We start from the raw sequence: 19,549 nt of genomic DNA, 5'->3' as shown, positions 1-19,549 counted from the left end.
CCGGCACATGCGTCCGCCATCCTCCCACCGGAGCCTGGGGAGTCCCTCAGGGGGTGGTGGATCCCACGTCCCCGTCCTCGAGGTGGTGGCCGAGGTGGTGGCGGGCGAAGGCGAGGGACTGTCGCAGGGTGCGCTCGCGCGCGACGGGGTCGCGGCTGGTGGTGACCTCCAGCAGCACCGAGCCCTCCCAGCCGCGGTTGGCGAGACGCCGCAGCACCTCCGCGCAGGGCTGGTTTCCCTCGCCGGGCGGCAGGTGCTCGTCCTTGGTGGTGTTGCCGGACCCGTCGGCGAGGTGGAGGTGGGTGAGCTTGTCGCCGAGCCGTTCGATCATCTCCAGCGCATCGTCCCCGGCGGTCGCGGCGTGGGAGAGGTCGACGGTGACGTGGGCGTAGTCCTCGTCGGTCGGGTCGTGGTCGGGGAGGTAGTTCAGCACCTCGCGCACCCCGAGCCGCCAGGGGTACATGTTCTCGACCGCGATCGCGATGCCGTGCTCGTCCTCGAGGCGGGCGACGCCCTCGACGAAGCCGCGCGCGTACTTCCCCTGCCACCGGAACGGCGGATGGGCGACGATCGTGGGGACGTCCAGCGCCTTCGCGATCTCGATCGTGCGCTCGATCTTCACCCAGGCGTCGCGCCCCCACAGCCCCTGCAGGAAGAACAGCGTCGGGGCGTGGAGGGAGAGGATCGGCAGGTCGTAGCGGCGGGAGTACTCGGCCAGCAGGTCCGGGTCCTGGCTGTCGCGCGGGTAGGAGACCATCACCTCCATGCCGTCGTAGCCGATCTCGGCGGCGAGGCGGAACGCCTCCTCGACCCCCGAGGGGAAGACGGAGGAGGTGGACAGGCCCACGGGGATGCGGCGGCGCGGCGACTGCTCGCTGCGCGGGTCCCCGGCGGAGAGACGACGGGACAGCGCCTCGCGCGCCCCGCGCTGCGCGCTGTTGGGGCGGGTGAACGGCTTGCGGCCCCCGTTCGTGGACGGGTTCTCCGACTCGCTGTCGCGGCGTGGACTCACGGAACCTCCTGGGCTGTCTCGCGAGGCAAGTATGCACCGTCGCGCGCCCCTAGACTCGTCCGCATGCCGGTCCGAGTACTCACCCCGACGGACGCCCTCGCCTACAGGCTGCTCACCTCCAGCGCCTTCGGCGGGTCCGTCGATCCCGACGATCCCGCCGCCTCCGCGCCCCTCTCCCCCGGTCAGACCGCGCTCGGGATCGACTCGGCGGCGCTGCCGGGAGGAGCCGAGGGGGTGCTCGCCGCGGCCGCGCGGATTCGGCACGACGAGATCTCCCTCGGCGGCGGGCGGGTGCGCTGCGGCGGCATCGCCGGGCTCGCGGTCCATCCCGCGCATCGCGGCGACGGGCTGTTCGCCGAGCTGCTCGCTGCGGTGCTCGCCCGCTGCGACGAGGAGTCGCTGCCGGTCTCGATGCTCTATCCCTCGAACCCCGAGATCTACCGCCGCCACGGCTATCAGGTGGTCGCGCGCGTCGAGACGCTCGAGGTGCCGCTGGTGGACCTGCAGCGCCTGCGGTGCGTGCCCGGCCGGCGCACCGTCCCGGTCACCGCTGCGAGCATGCCGCGCGTGCGTGCGCTGTACGAGGAGCTCACGGCCGGGGACAACGCCATGCTGCGTCGCCACGGGCCGCTGTTCCCGGACGGGCTTCCCGGCCACGGCTGGGAGGCCGTGCTGCTCGTCGGCGCGGACGGCCTGGATCGCGGCTACGCCTCCTGGACCCGGCGCGGGGGCGACGGTCCCGGTCTCGAGGTCCACGAGGTGCTGGGGCGGGACCGGGAGGACCTCCGCGCCCTGCTGCGCGTGATCGGCTCCTGGTCGACGGTGACCGAGTCGGTGCGGCTGCGCGTGCGGACGGAGGATCCCGTGCTGGACGTGCTGCCCGGAGGCGGCGCCCGGCCCGCCGGCGGGACGGTGCCGATCGTGATGATGAGGGTGGTCGACACCGCGGCCCTGCTCGAGGCGCGGCAGGCACCGGCCGGGCTCTCCGGCGCGCTGCGGCTCGAGGTCACGGACGACACGGTCCCCGCAGGCACCTGCCGTGCCGCGGGACTCTTCGACGTGCACGTGGCCGACGGGCGCGTCCGCGCCGTCCCGGTCCCGGGGAGCGGGACGACCTCGGCGGAGTCGTCGGCCGGGCCGTCGGCCGCCCATTCACCCGAGGCGACCGCGGGAACGGTCCTGCTCGACGTCCACGCGGCCTCGCTGCTGCTCGCCGGCGGCCGCTCCCTCGCCGACGCCCGTCGGACGGGACTGCGCGCCGAGGCCGACGCGCCCGCCGAGGCGCTGCTCGACGCGCTGCTGGCCGGCCCCCGGCCGAGCGTGCTCGACGCGTTCTGAACCCGCGCATCCCGCCCCTCCGCACCTGACCCTGCGCCCCCTTCCCCGACCCACCGCGACCCCGGAGCACCCCACCCCATGGCCAAGCTGCACTTCAAGTACGGAGCGATGAACTCCGGGAAGTCCGACACCCTGATCAAGACCGCCTACAACTACGACGAACGAGGGCTGGCGACGCTGACGGTCAAGCCCGCCCTGGACACCAAGGGCGAGGACTGGGTGGTGGCCCGCGGCGGGGCGAGCCGGCGCGTGGACGTGCTCGCCCATCCGGGCGAGGACCTGCGGGAGCGGGTCTCCCTCGCCGCCGACGAGCGGGGCCTGCGGCCGCTGCACTGCGTGCTCGTGGATGAGTCCCAGTTCCTCGAGCCGCTGCAGATCGACCAGCTCTTCCGCATCGCGAAGCAGGACGCGATCTCGGTGATCTGCTACGGGCTGCGCACCGACTTCCGCACCGCGACCTTCCCCGGGGCGCAGCGGCTCTTCGAGCTCGCGGACAACGTGGAGAAGCTGCCGACGATGTGCCGCTGCGGCGCGCAGGCCGAGTTCAACTGCCGGCGCATCGGCGAGCGGTTCGTGTTCGAGGGCGACCAGGTCGCGATCGACGAGGAGGCCGGAGGAGCGGTGGCCGACGCCGTCACCTACATGTCGTTGTGCGGGAACTGCTTCATGGACGAGCAGCGGCGCGCCGGCGTCACCGTGCTGGGGTGAGGCCGACGCGCCGCTGCGCGTCGGGGCGGGCCCGTCGGACCCGGGTGCTGCTCAGGAGCTGAGGGGCTTGTCCTCGCCCACCTCGGCGTCGCCGCCGGCGGCCGCGCTGCCGGCTGCGAGGTCCGTGTCGGCGGAGGCGTCCGCGACCTTCGCCGCGTCCTCGTCGAGGGTCGCGTCGGAGCTGTTCGAGAGGCGCTCCTTCGCGGCGCCGGCCGCGCCGACCACCGCTCCCTGGGCGGCGGAGGCGACCTCGGGGGCCTTGTCCTTGACGGTCCCGGCGGTGTCCTGCGCGACGCGGGTCGCGGTGTCCTTGGCCTGCGCGGCGCGGCGCTGGACCTCGGGATCGTCGGCGACCTGGCGGGCGGTGCGCTCGAGGGACTCGTAGGGGCCGCGGCCCGCACGGGACCCGATCACGAAGCCGATGCCGAGACCGGCCAGGAAAATGAACTTCTTCATCGATGCCTCCAGTGGCGTCCGGGTGGTGTGTGGTGCGGTGTGCTCCCGCATCGTGTCACAGTCGCCGGGGCGCTCGGAGGCGGATGCTGACCGGACGGTCCGCGCGGAGTCGTCCCGGAACCGTCCCGATCCGGTCACAGGATCTCCACGCCTGCGCGCCGCTCGGGCCCGCCGCGGGCCCGCCGAGGACCTACGATCGGGGTGACGGGCGATGGTGCCCGCGCCGTCGCCCCCGAGGGTCCGGCGAGATCCGTGATCGAGGAGAAGACCCGCGTTGTCCCCCGTGCCCCAGCCCTCCGACCGCGACGCCCTGCGCACGACCGCCCTCACCGCCGAGGACGTCGCCGCCCAGGTGCGCACCTGGGTGCAGGACGCCGCCGGACGCGAGGTCCCGGCCGCCGCCGGACTCCTCTCCGACCTGCTGCGCGATCCGAAGGGGCTCGACTTCACGCTCGCCTTCGTGGACCGGGTGATCCGCCCCGAGGACCCCCGCGCCGCGGCGGTCGAGCTGCGTCGCCTCGCCCAGGACCCGCCGGCCTTCCTCCCCGCCCCGCTGCGCCGCGTCGTCGGCCTCGGCGGCGCCGCCTCGCGCCTGGCGCCCTCGGTGGTGGTGCCCACCGCCCGCGCCGCCATGCGCAGGATGGTCTCCCATCTGATCCTCGACGCCCGCCCCGGGCCGCTGACCGCCTCCCTCTCCCGGCTCACGGCCGACGGGACGACGCTGAACATCAACCTGCTCGGCGAGGCCGTGCTCGGCGCGCAGGAGGCGGCGAGGCGCCTCGCGGGCGTGCACGAGATCGTCTCCCGGCCCGACGTCGACTACGTCTCGATCAAGGTGTCCTCGATCGTGGAGCACCTGCCGCTGTGGGGAGCGGCCGAGACCGTCGACCACGTGGTCGAGACGCTGCTGCCGATCTATCTCGACGCCGCCCGCACCGACTCCCCCACGTTCCTGAACCTCGACATGGAGGAGTACCGGGACCTCGAGCTGACCCTGGAGGTGTTCGAGACGCTCCTGGACCGTCCCGAGCTCGCGCAGCTCCACGCCGGGATCGTGCTGCAGGCCTATCTCCCCGATGCGCCGCGGGCGATGGCGCGGGTGCGCCGCTTCGCCGAGCGCCGGGTCGCGGACGGCGGCGCGCCGGTCAAGGTGCGCCTGGTCAAGGGGGCGAACCTCGCGATGGAGAAGGTCGACGCCTCGGTGCACGGCTGGCCGCAGGCCCCGCTGCCCTCGAAGCTGGAGACCGACGCGCAGTACAAGCGGATGCTGCTCGAGGCGATGGACCCGGGCCGGCTCGAGGCGGTGCACCTCGGCGTCGCCGGGCACAACCTCTTCGACGTCGCCTTCGCCCACCTGCTCATGGCCGAGCGCGGGATCCCGAGCGGTCCCGGGCACGGCGTCGAGTTCGAGATGCTCGCGGGCATGGCCCCGGGGCAGCAGGCCGTGGTGCGGGAGGCGACCGGGACGATGCGCCTGTACGTCCCGATCGTCCATCCGCGTCATTTCGACGTGGCCGTCTCCTACCTGGTGCGTCGTCTGGAGGAGAACGCCTCCTCGGAGAACTTCCTCTCCGCGGCCTTCGACCTCGACTCTTCCGAGGAGCTGTTCGCCCGCGAGCAGGACCGGTTCACCCGTGCCCTCGACCTCGCCCGGAGCGAGGACGCCCCGGACACGCACCGGGTCCAGGACCGTGCGGCGGAGACCGGAGCGCGGCTCGAGCTGGGCAGCCTCGCGCTGCCCGCGGTGCCCGGCGCCTTCCACGGCACCCCGGACACCGATCTGTCCACAGCCGCGAACCAGGAGTGGGCAGCCGGCATCACCCATCGCATCCGCGGCTCGGAGCTCGGCGTCGAGGAGTCCCGTGCCGCGCGTCTGACCACCACGGACGAGGTCGAGACCACGGTGCAGGCGGCGCTCGCGGCGCAGCCGGCCTGGGCCGCGATGCCGGTCGAGAAGCGTGCCCTGGTGCTCCGCCGAGTCGCCGGCACCCTGGCCGCGCACCGCGCCGAGCTGCTGGAGGTGATGGCCTCCGAGACCGGGAAGACCTTCGAGCAGGGCGATCCCGAGGTCAGCGAGGCGATCGACTTCGCGCTCTTCTACGCCGAGCAGGCCGAGCGCCTCGCCGCGCGCCGCGACCTCGCGCTGACCCCGCGCACCCTGACGCTGGTCACCCCGCCGTGGAACTTCCCGGTCGCGATCCCGACCGGCGGGGCCCTCGCCGCACTGGTGACGGGCAGCGCCGTGATCATGAAGCCGGCCCCGCAGGCGCGACGCTGCGGCGCGCTGCTGGGACGTCTCTTCCACGAGGCCGGGGTGCCGGAGGGCGTGTTCACGCTCGTGGACGTGCCCGAGGACGAGGTGGGGCGCTCCCTCATCGCCCATCCCCGCTTCGACCAGCTGATCCTCACCGGCGCCTACGACACCGCCGCCCTGTTCGCGTCCTGGCGCCCCGATCTGCGGATCCTCGCCGAGACGAGCGGCAAGAACGCGATCATCGTGACCCCGCAGGCGGATCTCGACCTCGCCGCCCGGGACGTGGCGCTGTCGGCCTTCGGCCATGCCGGGCAGAAGTGCTCCGCGGCGAGCCTCGTGATCACCGTCGGCTCCGTCTCCCGCTCCCGCCGCTTCAACGCGCAGCTCGCCGACGCGGTGCTGTCCCTCGAGGTCGGCGAGCCCGTCGACCCGACGGTGCGGATGGGGCCGATCATCGAGCCGCCCGGCGAGAAGCTCGCCGCGGGCCTCACAGAGCTCGGGGAGGGCGAGACCTGGCTCGCCGAGCCGCGCCGGCTCGACGAGGAGGGACGGCTGTGGACGCCGGGCGTGCGGATCGGCGTGCGCGAGGGCTCCGCCTTCCACCGCACCGAGTACTTCGGGCCGGTCCTCGGCATCATGCACGCCGACACCCTCGAGGACGCCGTGCGGATGCAGAACGGCACCGATTACGGGCTCACCGCGGGGCTGCACTCCCTCGAGCCCTCCGAGATCGCCTGGTGGACCGAGCACGTCGAGGCGGGGAACCTCTACGTCAACCGGGGCATCACCGGCGCGATCGTGCAGCGACAGCCCTTCGGCGGCTGGAAGCGCTCCGCGATCGGACAGACCGCGAAGGCGGGCGGCCCGCACTACCTGCTGCACCTGCAGGACCTCGCCGACTCCGCCTCCGTCCCCTCCCGCACCGAGGACCCGCAGGCCTGGCTCGAGGCGGCGTGCGACTTCGACCGCGAGGAGATCGACGGGTTCTTCGCCCCGCGCGACGAGCAGGAGGTCCACGGCGAGATCAACCTGCTGCGCCACCTGCCGCTGCCGGTCATGGTCCGCGCGGCCGACGGGACGACGCCGGTGGAGCTCGAGCGGGTGCTGCATGCCGCGCGCACCGCCGGCGCCGAGGTCGAGGTGTCCGTCGCCGACGAGGCGCTGCTCCCGATCGCACGGGCCGTGGGCGCCGGCACATCGGTGCCCGTCACGGTCGTCCACGAGGACGCGGCGACCTTCGCCGCCCGTATCGGCCGGCTCGCCCAGCGCCGCGTGCGCGTGATCGGCGAGGTCGACGACGCGCTGCGGGACGCGCACGCCCAGCGCGTCGAGGTCGCCCTGTTCACCGGTCCCGTGCTCGCCTCGGGACGCGCCGAGCTGCTGACCTTCCTGCAGGAGCAGGCGATCAGCGCGACGAACCACCGCTACGGCAACCCGCTGCCGCACCCCCTGGACCTCACCGGCGGCAGGGGCTGGGCCCGCGGCCCCCGCTGACCCCACAGGCCCAGCCCCGTCCCGTCGGCCGGCCTGTCCCCGCCGGCCCGGCCGCCGCCCGGACGCCGGCACATCGAGTGGCAGGTTTCGATCGGTATCACTGAGCGATACCGGTGGAAACCTGCCACTCGATCTCGTCGGCGGGCCTCCACACCCACCTTTCCGCCGAGGAGCGGCTGGACGCCCGGCTCAGCCCCGCGGCGCGCCGCTGTCCACCCAGCAGCGAGCCGCGCTCAACCCGGCCGCCACCCGCCCCGCACCAGCTCGCGACGCACCTTCGTCACTGCCGGAGCGCAGCCGGCGCGAAGATCCTTCGCCGTCGTGCGCAGTTCCACCCACCCCGCATCCCGTCGCCGGTCCCCTCGATCGATGTCGCGGTCCTGCTGACGGCGGTGCAGATGGGACGGACCTTCGTGCTCGAGCGCGAGCTTCCACTGCGGCCAGTGGAGATCCGGCTCGCCGAGCTCGACGACCTCCCCTCCCGCGCACTCCTGACGTGCCGGGGCATTCGCGAGCGGCTCCGGCAGCCCGGCGGCGACCATCGCGAGACGCAGCGCGGTCTCCGGCGGGGAATCGCTGGACATCCTCACCTGTGCGATCGCCTCGCGCACCCGGCGAGCGCCTCGACCACGGTGGCCGTCTGCCGCAGCGACGAGCTCGGGGATCGTGGCGTACGGCCGGGACCGTCCCTCGTACTCCTGACGCGGGCGTCGGACGAGGTGGTCACCTATCGCCACCAGCGCACCGACGTCGAGGACGGCGCCCAGGCTGAGGAAGGTCCCGACCCGGGACACGAGGCGGACAGCCGGACCGTTCCGCGCCTCGAGGAGCCCCACCGTCTCCGCCTCCACACGACTCCAGCGCACAAGCCGGGTGCCCTGCCGGCGCCTACCGGGTGTGGCCATGTGGAGCCGTCTGTCGACAGCACCGTCGCGCGGAGGAAGGATCTCCGAGCCCACGACCACGTGAGCCTGCCTGGGAGGTTCGGTCACCGGCATCGAGAAGACGCCGGGCAGGGGCATCCCCCACAGTCGCGCCGCCGTGAGCCCTGCCGCGAAGGCCGTCGGATCGACCCTGCACAGGGCGGCGACGATCTCGCGTTCGGTGACTGTCCGGTCTGCTCTCGCCCAGAGACCTCGGACCAGCGGCCGGAGGTCGCTGCGTGTCAGCCGCGTCGGGTCCACCCCGGCCGCCAGCGCCTCGGCGGTGGAGAAGATGGCGTATCGCAATGTCTCGGGCAGAGGACTCGGAGCGCGGGACATGACGACAGCATCGGCCGTCGTCGCACCGAACCGTCCCAGGCATCCACAACGGCCTGCTCACGGCTCGACGGAGACGTCTCCTCCCCACCACGCCGGCCCGGCGGTGCTCCGGAACTCCGACGCTGAGGGTCGTGCCCCACCCCTGTGCGTCCCTGTACACAGATCGAGTGGCAGGCTTCAACCGGTATCGCTCAGTGATACCGGTCGAAAGCTGCCACTCGACGTGCCAGTGGACGGGCGGCGGCTCGGTCGGGGCCGACGAGGCGGCTGGTTCGGTGCGAGCCGGCCCGGAGCCGACGGCCCCCGCCCGGCCGGGGTCAGCCGGCGGCGGGGGTGCCGACGCGGGCGCCCTCGGGCACCTCGCCGCCCTCCTCGCCGAGCACGGCCTCGCCCACGATCTCGACGTCGGCCCCGAAGGTCCAGTCGCCCTGCACGTCCAGGCTCGTGGCCTCCTTGAGCGAGGGCACGCCCTGCGGGAAGCGGAGCTCGAAGTCCTGGATCAGCTTGTAGGAGCCGGACTCCAGGGAGACCGACGGCACGCTCTGAACCTGCTGGACCAGGGCGTTCCGCTCGTCGAGCGCGTAGGCGTCGGAGCGGATCAGGAACAGGTCGCTGGTGGCCTTCACGGGCAGGAACCGGTCGCGGCCCACCACGATCGCGGTCGCGCCGTCGAACACCTCGATCGCGGCGCCCATCGCGGACTCGATCTGGTAGACGGGCGTGGAGGACTTGTCGGAGGGGTCCACGGTCTTCTCGTTCCGGATCAGCGGCAGGCCCATGACGCCACCCTTCTCCTTGAGGATCGCGTCGAGCTGCTCGAGGTCCCACCACAGGTTGTTGGTGTGGAAGAACGGGTGGCGGTGCTCGTCGGTGAAGTAGTCCATCTCCTCCGTCGGGGTCTGCGCGGTGTCGCGCAGGATGAGCCGCCCGTCGGACTTCCGCACCGCGAGGTGGCCGCCCTTGCGGTCCGCGGGGGTGCGGCGGCACAGCTCGGCGGCGTAGGGCGCGCCAGTGGAGGCGAACCAGGCGGCGAGCACCGGGCTCGGCACGGTGCCGAGGTTGTCGGAGTTGGAAACCGAGGCGTACTTGAAGCCGGCGTCGAGCAGCTGCTGGAGCAGGCCCGAGGTCTGCAGGGCGGTGTAGATGTCGCCGTGGCCGGGCGGGCACCACTCGAGGTCGGGGTCCGCCTCCCACTCGACGGGGGTGAGGTCGTCGGTGCGGAGCTTGGGCTCCTTGTTCTGCAGGAAGTCCAGCGGCAGGTCGCCGACGGGCAGGTCGGGGTACTTCGAGAGCACCTCGAGGGTGTCCTCGCGGGTGCGGAAGGAGTTCATGAAGATCAGCGGCAGGCGCGAGTTCGTGCCGCGGCGGGCGGCGAGGACCTGCTCGACGATGAGGTCCAGGAAGCTCTTCCCGTCCCGCACGGGCAGCAGCGACTTCGCCCGGTCCAGCCCCATGGAGGTGCCGAGGCCGCCGTTGAGGTTGATGATCGCGAGCTTGTCGAAGACCTTCTTCGCCTCGGCCACGTCGATCTTCACGTCGTCGAGGTGGGTGGGGTCCAGGTACGGCTCGATCGTGTCCTCGGGGATCGTGCCGGTCACCCCCTCCTCGAGCTGCCCGTAGTAGTGGGAGAAGACGTCGATCGCGGTCTGCGCGACCCCTGCGTCCTTCATCTTCTGCTGCGCTGCGGCGAGTCCTTCGTTGCTCATGGTCACAGCGTATCGACTCCCGCTCGCCCTGCCGCATCCGGCACCGCCTCGCCGAGATCGAGGCGCGGCCAGTGCGCCAGGCGGCGCAGCACGGTGCGGTCGTGGCTCGCGACGACCACGGCCGACGGGGTGCGCTCGAGCGCCTCCAGCAGGTCGTCCACCCCGCTGATGCCGAGGTGGTTGGTGGGCTCGTCCAGGAGCAGCACGTCGGGCCGCTCGGAGAAGAGCCGCGACAGGGCCCGGCGTCGCCGCTCCCCCGGACTGCTGCGGCGCGGCTCCTGTCGCTCGTCCTCCTGGGCGAGGAGGGCCAGGCGGGCACGGCCGAGCACTCGCACCGCCCCTGCGTCCGGCGAGAGGTCGCCCGCGAGCACCCGCAGCAGCGTCGTCTTCCCGGCGCCGTTGGGTCCGACGACCAGCAGCCGGTCCCCGCCCTCGAGGCGAAGCGTCGTCTCGGGCAGCCGGGGCGGGGCCGACGGGTCCGGGGTGCGGTCCGGACCGGCGGAGTCCGCTTCGGCCCTGCTCCCATCGGCCCGGCGCCCATCGGCCCGGTCCACCCGCACCCCGTCGGCGCGCAGCAGCGGGGTCCCGGCACACGTGCCGGAATCCGGCAGCGACAGCCTCGGCGGCGGGGGCGGCACGTCCAGGCGGTGCTCCTCGAGCCGGGCGAGCCGGTCGTTCAGGGCGCGGACGGTGCCCGGTGCGCGGGACTGCCGCTGGTGCTTGCCGGTGCCCTTGTCGGGCCGCCATCCGGTCGACAGGCGCGAGCGGGCCGCATCGGCTCCCTCCTGGAGGCGACGCTGCTCCTCCTGCTGGGCACGGTAGGCCTCCTCCCAGGCCGTGCGCGCGCGGCGCCGGGCCTGCTCCCAGCCGGCGAGTCCGCCGCCGACGAGCAGGGGGCGTCCGTCCTCGGTGGGGTCGAGATCGAGCACGGAGGTGGCGACGTCCTCCAGCAGCGCCCGGTCGTGGGAGACCAGGGCGACCGCGCCGGGGTGCTCGCGCAGAGCCCGCGTGAGGTGCGCGAGCCCCCGCGCGTCGAGGTGGTTGGTGGGCTCGTCGAGCAGCAGGATCTCGTCGCGGGCGGCGATCACGCCGGCCAGCCGCACCCGGTACCGCTGTCCCACCGAGAGGGCGGTCAGCTCGCGCTCGCGATCGGTGACGGCGCCGACCTCCTCGAGGGCGACCTCGAGCCGCCGCGGCGCGTCCCAGGCGTCCAGGGCGGTGACCCGGGCGAGGGCGTCGTCGTAGCGTCGCGCGGCCTCGGCGGTGCCGTCGGCGAGCGCGTCGGCGGCGGCGTCGTGCTCGCGCAGCGCGGCGAGGGGCCGGGCGAGGAGCGCATCGAGCAGGTCGCCGACGGTGCGGGGGCCGTCGGCGTCGGCGGTGGCGAGCTCCTGGCGCACCATGCCGAGGGCACCGTGGCGCTCCACGGTCCCGGCGTCGGGCTCGAGCGTCCCGGCCAGCGCGTCCAGGAGGGTGGTCTTGCCGCGTCCGTTCTCGCCGACCACGGCGAGCACGGCTCCGCGGACGAGGGTCAGGTCGATGCCGGTGAGGAGGACGCGCCCGCCGCGCGAGAGCTGCAGCTCGCGGGCGCGGAGATGAGAGGGGGTCCGCTGGGACATGGTTCGGGTGCCTTCCGGTGGTGGGTGTCACCGGGCACGGCGGATCGCCGCCCGGTGGAGGTCCGGACGGCAGCGCGGGGTGGTGGAGGGGCGCCGCCGTCAGCGGCGGGCGCGGGGGCGCGCGATGGCGCAGGTGCCGAGGAAGCAGGTCGTCATGGGGCCACCGTAGGAGCGACCCGGCGGCGCTGTCACCCGATTTCCGCCCGGTCGACGCCCGAGGCCTTCCCCCCGAGCCCCGAGCGGTGCTTGACTCGTGGTGGAGCGCGCCGGGCACCGCCGTCCGACGCGCGATCCGCTGGAGGCGACATGACCGACCGTCCGCACAGGATCCCTGCCGACGACGTTCCTGCCGACGGCGCCGGCGCTCCCGGTCCCGGCCTGCCCGAGGTGGTGGACCGGGAGACCTGGGAGGCCGCCCGCGCCGAGCTGCTGCTCGAGGAGAAGGCGCACACCCGCGCCGGCGACGCCCTCGCCGCGAAGCGCCGCCGCATGCCGATGCTCGAGGTCGACGGCGACGCCGAGGTGGTCGGCGCCGACGGGCCGGTCCCCTTCCGCAGCCTCTTCGAGGGGCGCGACGAGCTGCTCGTCTACCAGCACATGTGGTGGGACGGCGCGCCGCACCAGGGCCAGTGCGAGGGCTGCACGATGACCGCCTGGCATCTGCACGATGCGACCTATCTGCGCGCCGCCGGCGTGTCCTTCGCGATCCTCACCACCGGCGCCTGGGAGGAGGTCGCGCCGTTCGTGGCGTTCATGGGCTACACCGAGCCGTGGTTCTCGGTCCGGGAGACCGCCCCGCCGATCGGAGGCGACATGGGCTACCTGCAGTGCTATGTGCGCGAGGGCGACCGCGTCTTCCTCACCTACGCGATCACCGGGCGCGGCACGGAGATCTCCGATCCGACCCTCGCACTGCTGGACCTGACCGCCTTCGGCCGGCGCGAGGCCTGGCAGGACATGCCCGCGGGGCGCATCGCCGAGCGCGACGCCTGCTGGTTCTGGCGCACCGACGTCGACGGGAACCCCACCTGGGGGCCGACGGGCCGGCCGGCGGCGCAGTGGACGCGCCCCGGTGCGACCGCGCAGACCACCCTCGGCCGCACCGGCATGCATCACTGAGCCCGTTCCGGCCTCCGCGGCCGATGCACGAGCGTGACGAGCACGACCGACACCATCATCAGCAGCAGCCAGGAGACGAACTTCGAGGCCGGCACGAGCTCCCAGCCCGCGCGCTGATGAGGGTAGATCCACGCCCCGGCGGCGGTGCCGACGTTCTCCGCGACCCACAGCAGCCCCGCGACGCCGAGGAAGGCGGCGATCACGGGCATCCGCCGCCAGGGCGCCCGGCGATGGACGCGCAGCGACATCGCGCACCGCCCGTAGAGCAGCAGCATCGCCGCGAGCAGCACCCAGCGGGCGTCGGGCAGGTAGTGGTGGGTGAAGAAGTTCGCGTAGATCGCCGCTGCCAGCGCAGCGGTCGCGAGCAGCGGCGGGTAGCGGGTGAAGCGCAGGTCGAACAGGCGCATCACGCGCACCATGTAGGAGCCGACGGCCGCGTACATGAACCCTGTGTACAGCGGCACCTCGCCGATCCGCAGGAGTCCGTCGGTCTCGTAGGCCCAGGATCCGACCGCCGTCTTGAACACCTCCATCGCGGTCCCGACCAGGTGGAAGAGAGCGATCACGCCCATCTCCCGCAGGCTCTCCAGGCGCAGGGCGAGCATCGCGACCTGCACCGCGACCGCCGCGAGGACGAGCGCGTCGGCGCGAGCGAGCGGCGCATCGTCCGGGTACAGCACTCGCGCGGTCACCAGCAGCACGAGCATCACCGCTCCGAACACGCACGCCCAGGCCTGCTTGAGGCCGAACACGACGAGCTCGACGAGGCGGGCCCGCCTCATCCCGCCCGCGGTCGCGAGGGTCGAGGTGCGGCGCTGCGCCCACCGATCGATCCGCTCCTCGAGCGGGGTGAAGGGGACACGGTCAGGGGTCATCCGCCCAGTCTCGTCGCGCGATGCGCAGGTCCTCGCGAGACGTCGTGGGCGTTCCGGGGAGAGGACGGGGAGCTCCTGAGGAGTCGGGCCGACGGCAGCGGCGCCGTCGTGGTCGGCCCCGACGCCGCACCCCGCGCCTACGATGAGCGGATGTCCTCCGACGGCACGGCGCACATCGTTTGCCGGAGCGGATCGCGTTCCTGGACGACTCGCCCCGTCACGTCCAGGCCGCGGCGAGGTGCGGATGGCACGCGGTGCTGCACCGCGCATCGGGGACGGAACGCGCCGCGCCCCGCCTCCCCTAGAATCGGATCCCATGAGCACAGTCCTGTCCGCGGTCGCCTGGCCGTACGCCAACGGTCCCCGCCACATCGGCCACGTCGCCGGCTTCGGCGTCCCCTCCGACGTCTTCTCGCGCTACATGCGGATGGCGGGCCACGACGTGCTCATGGTCTCCGGCACCGACGAGCACGGCACGCCGATCCTCGTCGAGGCCGACAAGGAGGGCATCTCCGCCCGCGAGCTCGCCGACCGCAACAACCGGCTCATCGTCGAGGACCTGGTCGCGCTCGGCCTGTCCTACGACCTGTTCACCCGCACCACGACCCGCAACCACTACCAGGTGGTGCAGGACATGTTCGTCGCCGTGCGGGACAACGGCTACATGATCGAGCAGACCACCTCGGGCGCGATCTCCCCGTCGACCGGCCGCACCCTCCCCGATCGCTACATCGAGGGCACCTGCCCGATCTGCGGCGCGGGCGGCGCGCGCGGCGACCAGTGCGACAACTGCGGCAATCAGCTGGACCCGACGGATCTCATCGACCCGGTCTCCCGCATCAACGGCGAGACCCCGGAGTTCATCGAGACCTCGCACTGGTTCCTCGACCTGCCGGCGCTCGCCGCGGAGCTCGGCCGCTGGCTCGACGAGCGGGAGGCGACCGGTCTGTGGCGCCCGAACGTGATCCGGTTCAGCCAGAACATCCTCGAGGACATCAAGCCCCGTGCGATGACCCGCGACATCGACTGGGGCATCCCGGTCCCGGGTTGGGAGGACCAGCCGAACAAGCGCCTGTACGTCTGGTTCGACGCGGTGATCGGCTATCTCTCCGCCTCGATCGAGTGGGCGCGCCGCTCCGGGGACCCCGAGGCGTGGCGCCGCTGGTGGAACGATCCCGAGACCCTCGCCTACTACTTCATGGGCAAGGACAACATCGTCTTCCACTCGCAGATCTGGCCGGCGGAGATGATCGCCCAGAACGGCGAGGGCGACAAGGGCGGCGAGCCCGGCCGCTTCGGCGAGCTGACCCTGCCCACCGAGGTCGTCTCCTCCGAGTTCCTCACGATGGAGGGCAAGAAGTTCTCCTCCTCCAAGGGGATCGTCATCTATGTGCGCGACGTGCTCGAGCGCTACCAGCCCGATGCGCTGCGCTACTTCATCTCCGCCGCGGGCCCCGAGAACCACGACGCGGACTTCACCTGGGTCGACTTCGTCTCCCGCACCAACAACGAGCTGGTCGCCGGCTGGGGCAATCTCGTCAACCGCACCGCCGCGATGATCGCGAAGAACGTCGGGGAGATCCCGGCCGCCGGCGAGCTCGAGGACGTCGACACCGCGCTGCTCGACCAGATCCGCACGGGCTTCACGACCGTCGGGAAGCTCATCGAGAGTCACCGCCAGCGCGCCGCGATCGCGGAGATCATGCGCCTGGTGGCCGAGGCGAACGCCTACGTCTCCCGCACAGAGCCGTTCAAGATGAAGGCCGAGGAGCAGCGTCCGCGCCTGCTCACCGTGCTGCACGTGCTCGCCCAGGCGGTCACCGATCTCAACACGATGCTCGCCCCCTTCCTCCCCCACTCGGCCAACGCCGTGGAGAAGGCGCTCGGCGGGGACCGGGAGATCGCCCCGATGCCCCGCATCGACGAGGTCGAAGACCTCGACGGCGGCCCGGGCTACCCGATCATCACCGGCGACTACACGGCCGTGCCCGCCTGGGAGCACCGCCCGGTGACCGTGGGGCAGACCGTCGTGAAGCCGACCCCGATCTTCGTCAAGCTCGACCCGGCCGTGGCCGAGCAGGAGCTCGAGAGGCTCGAGGCGGAGGCCGCCGACGAGGCCTGATCCCTCCGGCTGCGGAGCGGGAACCGTGACCACGACCGCCCTGTAGTAACACTTTCGGAGGAAAGTGTGACTACAGGGCCTCCTGGCGATCCTCGACGACTATGCGGAGCAGGTGCGGCGCAGCGGATGAGGAGCAGTCCTCGTCGGCCCTCGGAGGTGTACGGTGACCAGCACCTGGACGATGCGTCGGACGCCGACCCGAGGAGATGGTCCCCATGAGCGCACCCGCACAGACCCTCAACCCGAAGGTGGTCGGGATCAGCATCGCCGCGGCCGTCGGCGGCTTCCTCTTCGGCTTCGACACCTCGGTGATCAACGGCGCCGTCGGTGCCCTCTCCGCGGAGTTCTCGCTCGGGGCGGGCCTGACCGGCTTCGCCGTCTCCTCCGCGCTGCTCGGGTGCGCCGTGGGTGCCTGGTTCGCGGGCTCCCTCGCCAACCGCTTCGGCCGCATCCCGGTGATGGTCATCGCCGCGATCCTGTTCTTCGTCTCCGCGATCGGCTCGGGGCTCGCCTTCGGGGTGTGGGACCTGATCGTGTGGCGCCTCGTGGGCGGGCTCGGCGTCGGCGCCGCGAGCGTCATCGCCCCGGCCTACATCGCCGAGGTCGCACCCGCGAGATACCGCGGGCGCCTCGGCTCGCTGCAGCAGCTCGCGATCGTGCTGGGCATCTTCACGGCGCTGCTGTCCAATGCGGTGATCGCGAACACCGCCGGCGGCGCCGCGGAGTCCTACTGGTTCGGGGTCGCCGCCTGGCGCTGGATGTTCATGATCGAGGCCGTGCCCGCCGCGGTCTACGGCGTGATGGCCCTGTTCCTGCCGGAGTCGCCGCGCTATCTCATCGGCAAGGGCGAGCGGGACAAGGCCTCGAAGGTGCTCTACGACTTCACCGGCGAGCTCGACGTGAATCTCAAGATCGAGCAGATCAGCCACTCCCTGGAGCGGGAGAGCCGGGAGAGCCTGCGGGACCTGCTCGGCGGCCGCTTCGGGCTGCTGCCGATCGTGTGGCTGGGGATCGCGCTGTCGCTGTTCCAGCAGCTCGTGGGCATCAACGTGATCTTCTACTACTCGACCACGCTGTGGCAGTCGGTCGGCTTCGACGAGTCCCAGGCGCTGCTGACCTCCACCATCACCTCGGTGATGAACATCGTCGCGACGATCATCGCGATCCTGCTGGTGGACAGGGTGGGCCGCCGCGTCATGCTGCTCGTCGGCTCGGCGGGCATGACGGTGTCGCTGGGACTCATGGCGCTGGCCTTCTCCTTCGGGGAGACGGCGGCCGGGGCGGAGTCGGTGTCGCTGCCCGATCCGTGGTCGACCGTGGCGCTGATCAGCGCCAACGCCTTCGTGATGTTCTTCGGCACCACGTGGGGCCCGCTGGTCTGGGTGCTGCTGGGCGAGATCTTCCCCAACCGGATCCGCGCCTCGGCCCTCGCGGTCGCGGCCGCGGCCCAGTGGGGCGCGAACTGGGCGGTCTCGGCGACCTTCCCGACGCTCTCGGAGATCGGCCTGAGCTTCGCCTACGGCCTGTATGCGGCCTTCGCACTGCTGAGCCTGCTGTTCGTGGCGCGGTGGGTCCCCGAGACGAAGGGCCGCGAGCTGGAGGACATGGACCAGCTGCGCCTGGGACGGCGGGGGGAGGCCAGCGACGTCGCGGCCGACGGCTGAGCACAGTCCCGCCGCCCCTGTGCAGGAGGCTCAGCCCTCCAGCACCGCCCGCGCCGCGCGCGCGATGTGCGCGGCGTCGATGCCGGCCCAGTCCAGCAGCTCGGCGGTGGTGCCGGAGCCCGGCACCCCGTCGACCGCGAGGTGCTCGAGGTGCAGATCGGCGAGCGGCTCGGCGGCCAGCGCCGCGAGCACCGCCGCGCCCAGCCCGCCCTCGGGATGGTGATCCTCGGCCACCACCGCGCGCCCGCCGGTCTCGGCGACGGCCGCGCGGATGCCCTCGGCATCGATCGGCTTGACCGAGTACGCGTCGATCACGCGAGTCTGCACGCCCTCCTCGGCCAGCGCATCGGCCGCGCCGAGCGCCTCGTGCAGCGTCACGCCGGCGCCGATGAGGGTGACCGCGTCGTGCGAGCTGCGGCGCAGGGTCTTGGACCCGCCGACGGGGAACTCCTCCTCGGGCCCGTAGAGCACCGGGTATCCGCCGCGGGTGGTCCGCAGGTAGCTGACGCCGTGCAGGTCAGCCATCGCGGCGACCAGGGCGGCGGTCGAGGTCGCGTCGCTCGGGTACAGCACCGTGGAGCCCTGCGTCGCCGCCATCATGGCGAGGTCCTCCAGGCCCATCTGGGAGGGGCCGTCGGCGCCGATCTCCACCCCTGCGTGCGAGCCGACCAGTCGCAGGTCGGCCCGGGAGACGGGGGCCATGCGGACGAAGTCCGCGGCGCGGCTGAGGAAGGCCGCGAAGGACGAGGCGTAGGCGATGTACCCGCGGGCGGCCAGGCCGGTCGCGGCGGCGACCATCTGCTGCTCGGCGATGAACATCTCGAAGAACCTCTCGGGATGCGCCTGGACGAAGTCTGCGACGCCGGTGGAGTTGGACACCTCCCCGTCCAGCGCCACCACACGGGGATCGACGTCGGCGAGGGCTGCCAGCGCCGGCCCGTAGGCCTTGCGGGTGGCGATCTCCTCTCCCACGTCGAAGGTCGGCAGCTCGACCTGACCGCGGGACGCCGAGCGGCGCTCAACCTCGGGCGGGCGGGGACCGCGCACCTGCAGCGAGCGGACGCCGCCGAGCGCGTCGATCGCCTCCTCGGCACGCTCCTCGGGCATGGGCTTGCCGTGCCAGTCCTCCTCGTCCTCGACCCCGGGGATCCCCTTGCCCTTGACGGTGCGGGCGAGGATCACCAGCGGCCGCTCGAGGTCCTCGTCGGCACGGGCGAGGGCGGCGTCGATCGCCTCGACGTCATGTCCGTCGACCACGACCGCCTCCGCGCCGAATGCCTCGACACGGGCGGCATAGGCGTCCATGTCCCATCCCAGCGCGGTCTCGCCGCGCTGGCCGAGCCGGTTCACGTCGACGACGGTCACCAGGTTCGTGAGCCCGTAGTGGGAGGCGGTCGCGAGGGCCTCCCACATCGAGCCCTCGGCGAGCTCGCTGTCGCCGGCGAGCACCCAGACCCGGTACGGGGCCTTCTCGAGCTTCGCGCCCGCCAGAGCGATGCCGACGCCGTCGGGCAGTCCCTGGCCGAGCGAGCCGGTGGCGACGTCGACCCAGGGCAGGACAGGGGTGGGGTGCCCCTCGAGCCGCTGGCCGAAGCGTCGGTAGCCCTCCAGCAGCTCCTGCTCGGACACGACGCCGGCCGCCCGGAACACCGAGTACAGCAGGGGCGAGGCGTGTCCCTTCGAGAAGATCAGGTGGTCGTTGCCGGGGGTGTCGGGGTCGTCCCAGTCGTAGCGCAGGTGGCGCGACATGAGGACGGCCAGCAGGTCGGCGGCGGACAGGCTGGAGGTGGGATGTCCCGAGCCGGCGGCGGTCGAGGAGCGGATCGAGTCGACCCGCAGCTGGGCGGCGAGCTCGCGGACCTGCTCGAGGGAGAGTCCGTCGTGCATGGTCGTGGTCATGGGGAGTCCTTCCGTGGCGGATCC

General features: G+C 72.7%; 13 protein-coding genes. 6 read left to right on the top strand and 7 right to left on the bottom strand.

Annotated features, from left to right (window positions below):
- Nucleotides 1–46 precede the first annotated feature (46 nt).
- Nucleotides 47–1,012: a sugar phosphate isomerase/epimerase family protein gene (locus tag DS079_RS04780; protein WP_126985332.1), complete on the bottom strand. Its 966-nt coding sequence runs from the start codon at nucleotides 1,010–1,012 to the stop codon at nucleotides 47–49.
- 63 nt (nucleotides 1,013–1,075) lie between these two features.
- Between DS079_RS04780 and DS079_RS04775 the strand changes: the two genes are divergently transcribed.
- Together DS079_RS04775 and DS079_RS04770 are read left to right on the top strand one after the other, a co-directional pair.
- Nucleotides 1,076–2,350 carry a GNAT family N-acetyltransferase gene (locus tag DS079_RS04775; RefSeq protein WP_126985330.1) on the top strand — a complete coding sequence of 425 codons (1,275 nt, stop codon included), beginning with the start codon at nucleotides 1,076–1,078 and terminating at the stop codon, nucleotides 2,348–2,350.
- Nucleotides 2,351–2,428: 78 nt separating this feature from the next.
- A complete protein-coding gene (locus DS079_RS04770) occupies nucleotides 2,429–3,058 on the top strand; it encodes a thymidine kinase (protein ID WP_126985329.1) in 630 nt (209 codons plus the stop codon).
- Nucleotides 3,059–3,109: 51 nt separating this feature from the next.
- Here the strand turns inward: DS079_RS04770 and DS079_RS04765 are convergent, their stop codons facing one another.
- On the bottom strand, nucleotides 3,110–3,514 hold the full coding sequence (locus DS079_RS04765) for a hypothetical protein (protein WP_126985327.1): 405 nt from the start codon (nucleotides 3,512–3,514) through the stop codon (nucleotides 3,110–3,112).
- A 283-nt stretch (nucleotides 3,515–3,797) separates the two neighbouring features.
- Here DS079_RS04765 and DS079_RS04760 point away from each other — a divergent pair, with 283 nt between their 5' ends.
- On the top strand, nucleotides 3,798–7,262 hold the full coding sequence (locus tag DS079_RS04760) for a proline dehydrogenase family protein (RefSeq protein WP_126985694.1): 3,465 nt from the start codon (nucleotides 3,798–3,800) through the stop codon (nucleotides 7,260–7,262).
- A gap of 233 nt (nucleotides 7,263–7,495) precedes the next feature.
- Here DS079_RS04760 and DS079_RS04755 read toward each other — a convergent pair whose 3' ends face one another.
- The 3 genes from DS079_RS04755 to DS079_RS04745 form a co-directional block, all read right to left on the bottom strand.
- Nucleotides 7,496–7,846, bottom strand: a complete 351-nt coding sequence (locus tag DS079_RS04755) for a hypothetical protein (protein ID WP_126985325.1) — start codon at nucleotides 7,844–7,846, stop codon at nucleotides 7,496–7,498.
- Nucleotides 7,847–8,841: 995 nt separating this feature from the next.
- Nucleotides 8,842–10,230, bottom strand: a complete 1,389-nt coding sequence (locus tag DS079_RS04750) for a UTP--glucose-1-phosphate uridylyltransferase (protein ID WP_126985322.1) — start codon at nucleotides 10,228–10,230, stop codon at nucleotides 8,842–8,844.
- Nucleotides 10,231–10,232: 2 nt separating this feature from the next.
- Nucleotides 10,233–11,846, bottom strand: coding sequence for an ATP-binding cassette domain-containing protein (locus tag DS079_RS04745; protein WP_126985320.1), 1,614 nt, complete (start codon nucleotides 11,844–11,846; stop codon nucleotides 10,233–10,235).
- 306 nt (nucleotides 11,847–12,152) lie between these two features.
- Between DS079_RS04745 and DS079_RS04740 the strand changes: the two genes are divergently transcribed.
- A complete protein-coding gene (locus tag DS079_RS04740) occupies nucleotides 12,153–12,965 on the top strand; it encodes a DUF899 family protein (RefSeq protein WP_206516135.1) in 813 nt (270 codons plus the stop codon).
- Here DS079_RS04740 and DS079_RS04735 read toward each other — a convergent pair.
- The gene (locus tag DS079_RS04735) at nucleotides 12,959–13,840 is read right to left on the bottom strand and encodes a DUF817 domain-containing protein (RefSeq protein WP_126985318.1); all 882 of its coding nucleotides are present in this window, start codon (nucleotides 13,838–13,840) and stop codon (nucleotides 12,959–12,961) included. The genes DS079_RS04740 and DS079_RS04735 overlap by 7 nt on opposite strands.
- 316 nt (nucleotides 13,841–14,156) lie before the next feature.
- On the opposite strand from DS079_RS04735, the gene metG reads away from it, so the two are divergent.
- Nucleotides 14,157–15,962, top strand: a complete 1,806-nt coding sequence (gene metG / locus DS079_RS04725; protein WP_126985316.1) for a methionine--tRNA ligase — start codon at nucleotides 14,157–14,159, stop codon at nucleotides 15,960–15,962.
- 215 nt (nucleotides 15,963–16,177) lie between these two features.
- On the top strand, nucleotides 16,178–17,626 hold the full coding sequence (locus tag DS079_RS04720; protein ID WP_373877735.1) for a sugar porter family MFS transporter: 1,449 nt from the start codon (nucleotides 16,178–16,180) through the stop codon (nucleotides 17,624–17,626).
- Nucleotides 17,627–17,656: 30 nt separating this feature from the next.
- On the opposite strand, the gene DS079_RS04715 is transcribed toward DS079_RS04720, so the two are convergent.
- Nucleotides 17,657–19,525, bottom strand: coding sequence for a transketolase (locus tag DS079_RS04715; protein WP_126985312.1), 1,869 nt, complete (start codon nucleotides 19,523–19,525; stop codon nucleotides 17,657–17,659).
- Nucleotides 19,526–19,549: the final 24 nt, after the last annotated feature.

This window comes from Brachybacterium paraconglomeratum, from assembly GCF_003994255.1.
GTDB classification, from domain to species: Bacteria; Actinomycetota; Actinomycetes; order Actinomycetales; family Dermabacteraceae; genus Brachybacterium; species Brachybacterium conglomeratum.
This window is presented reverse-complemented; position numbering and strand designations above follow the sequence as displayed.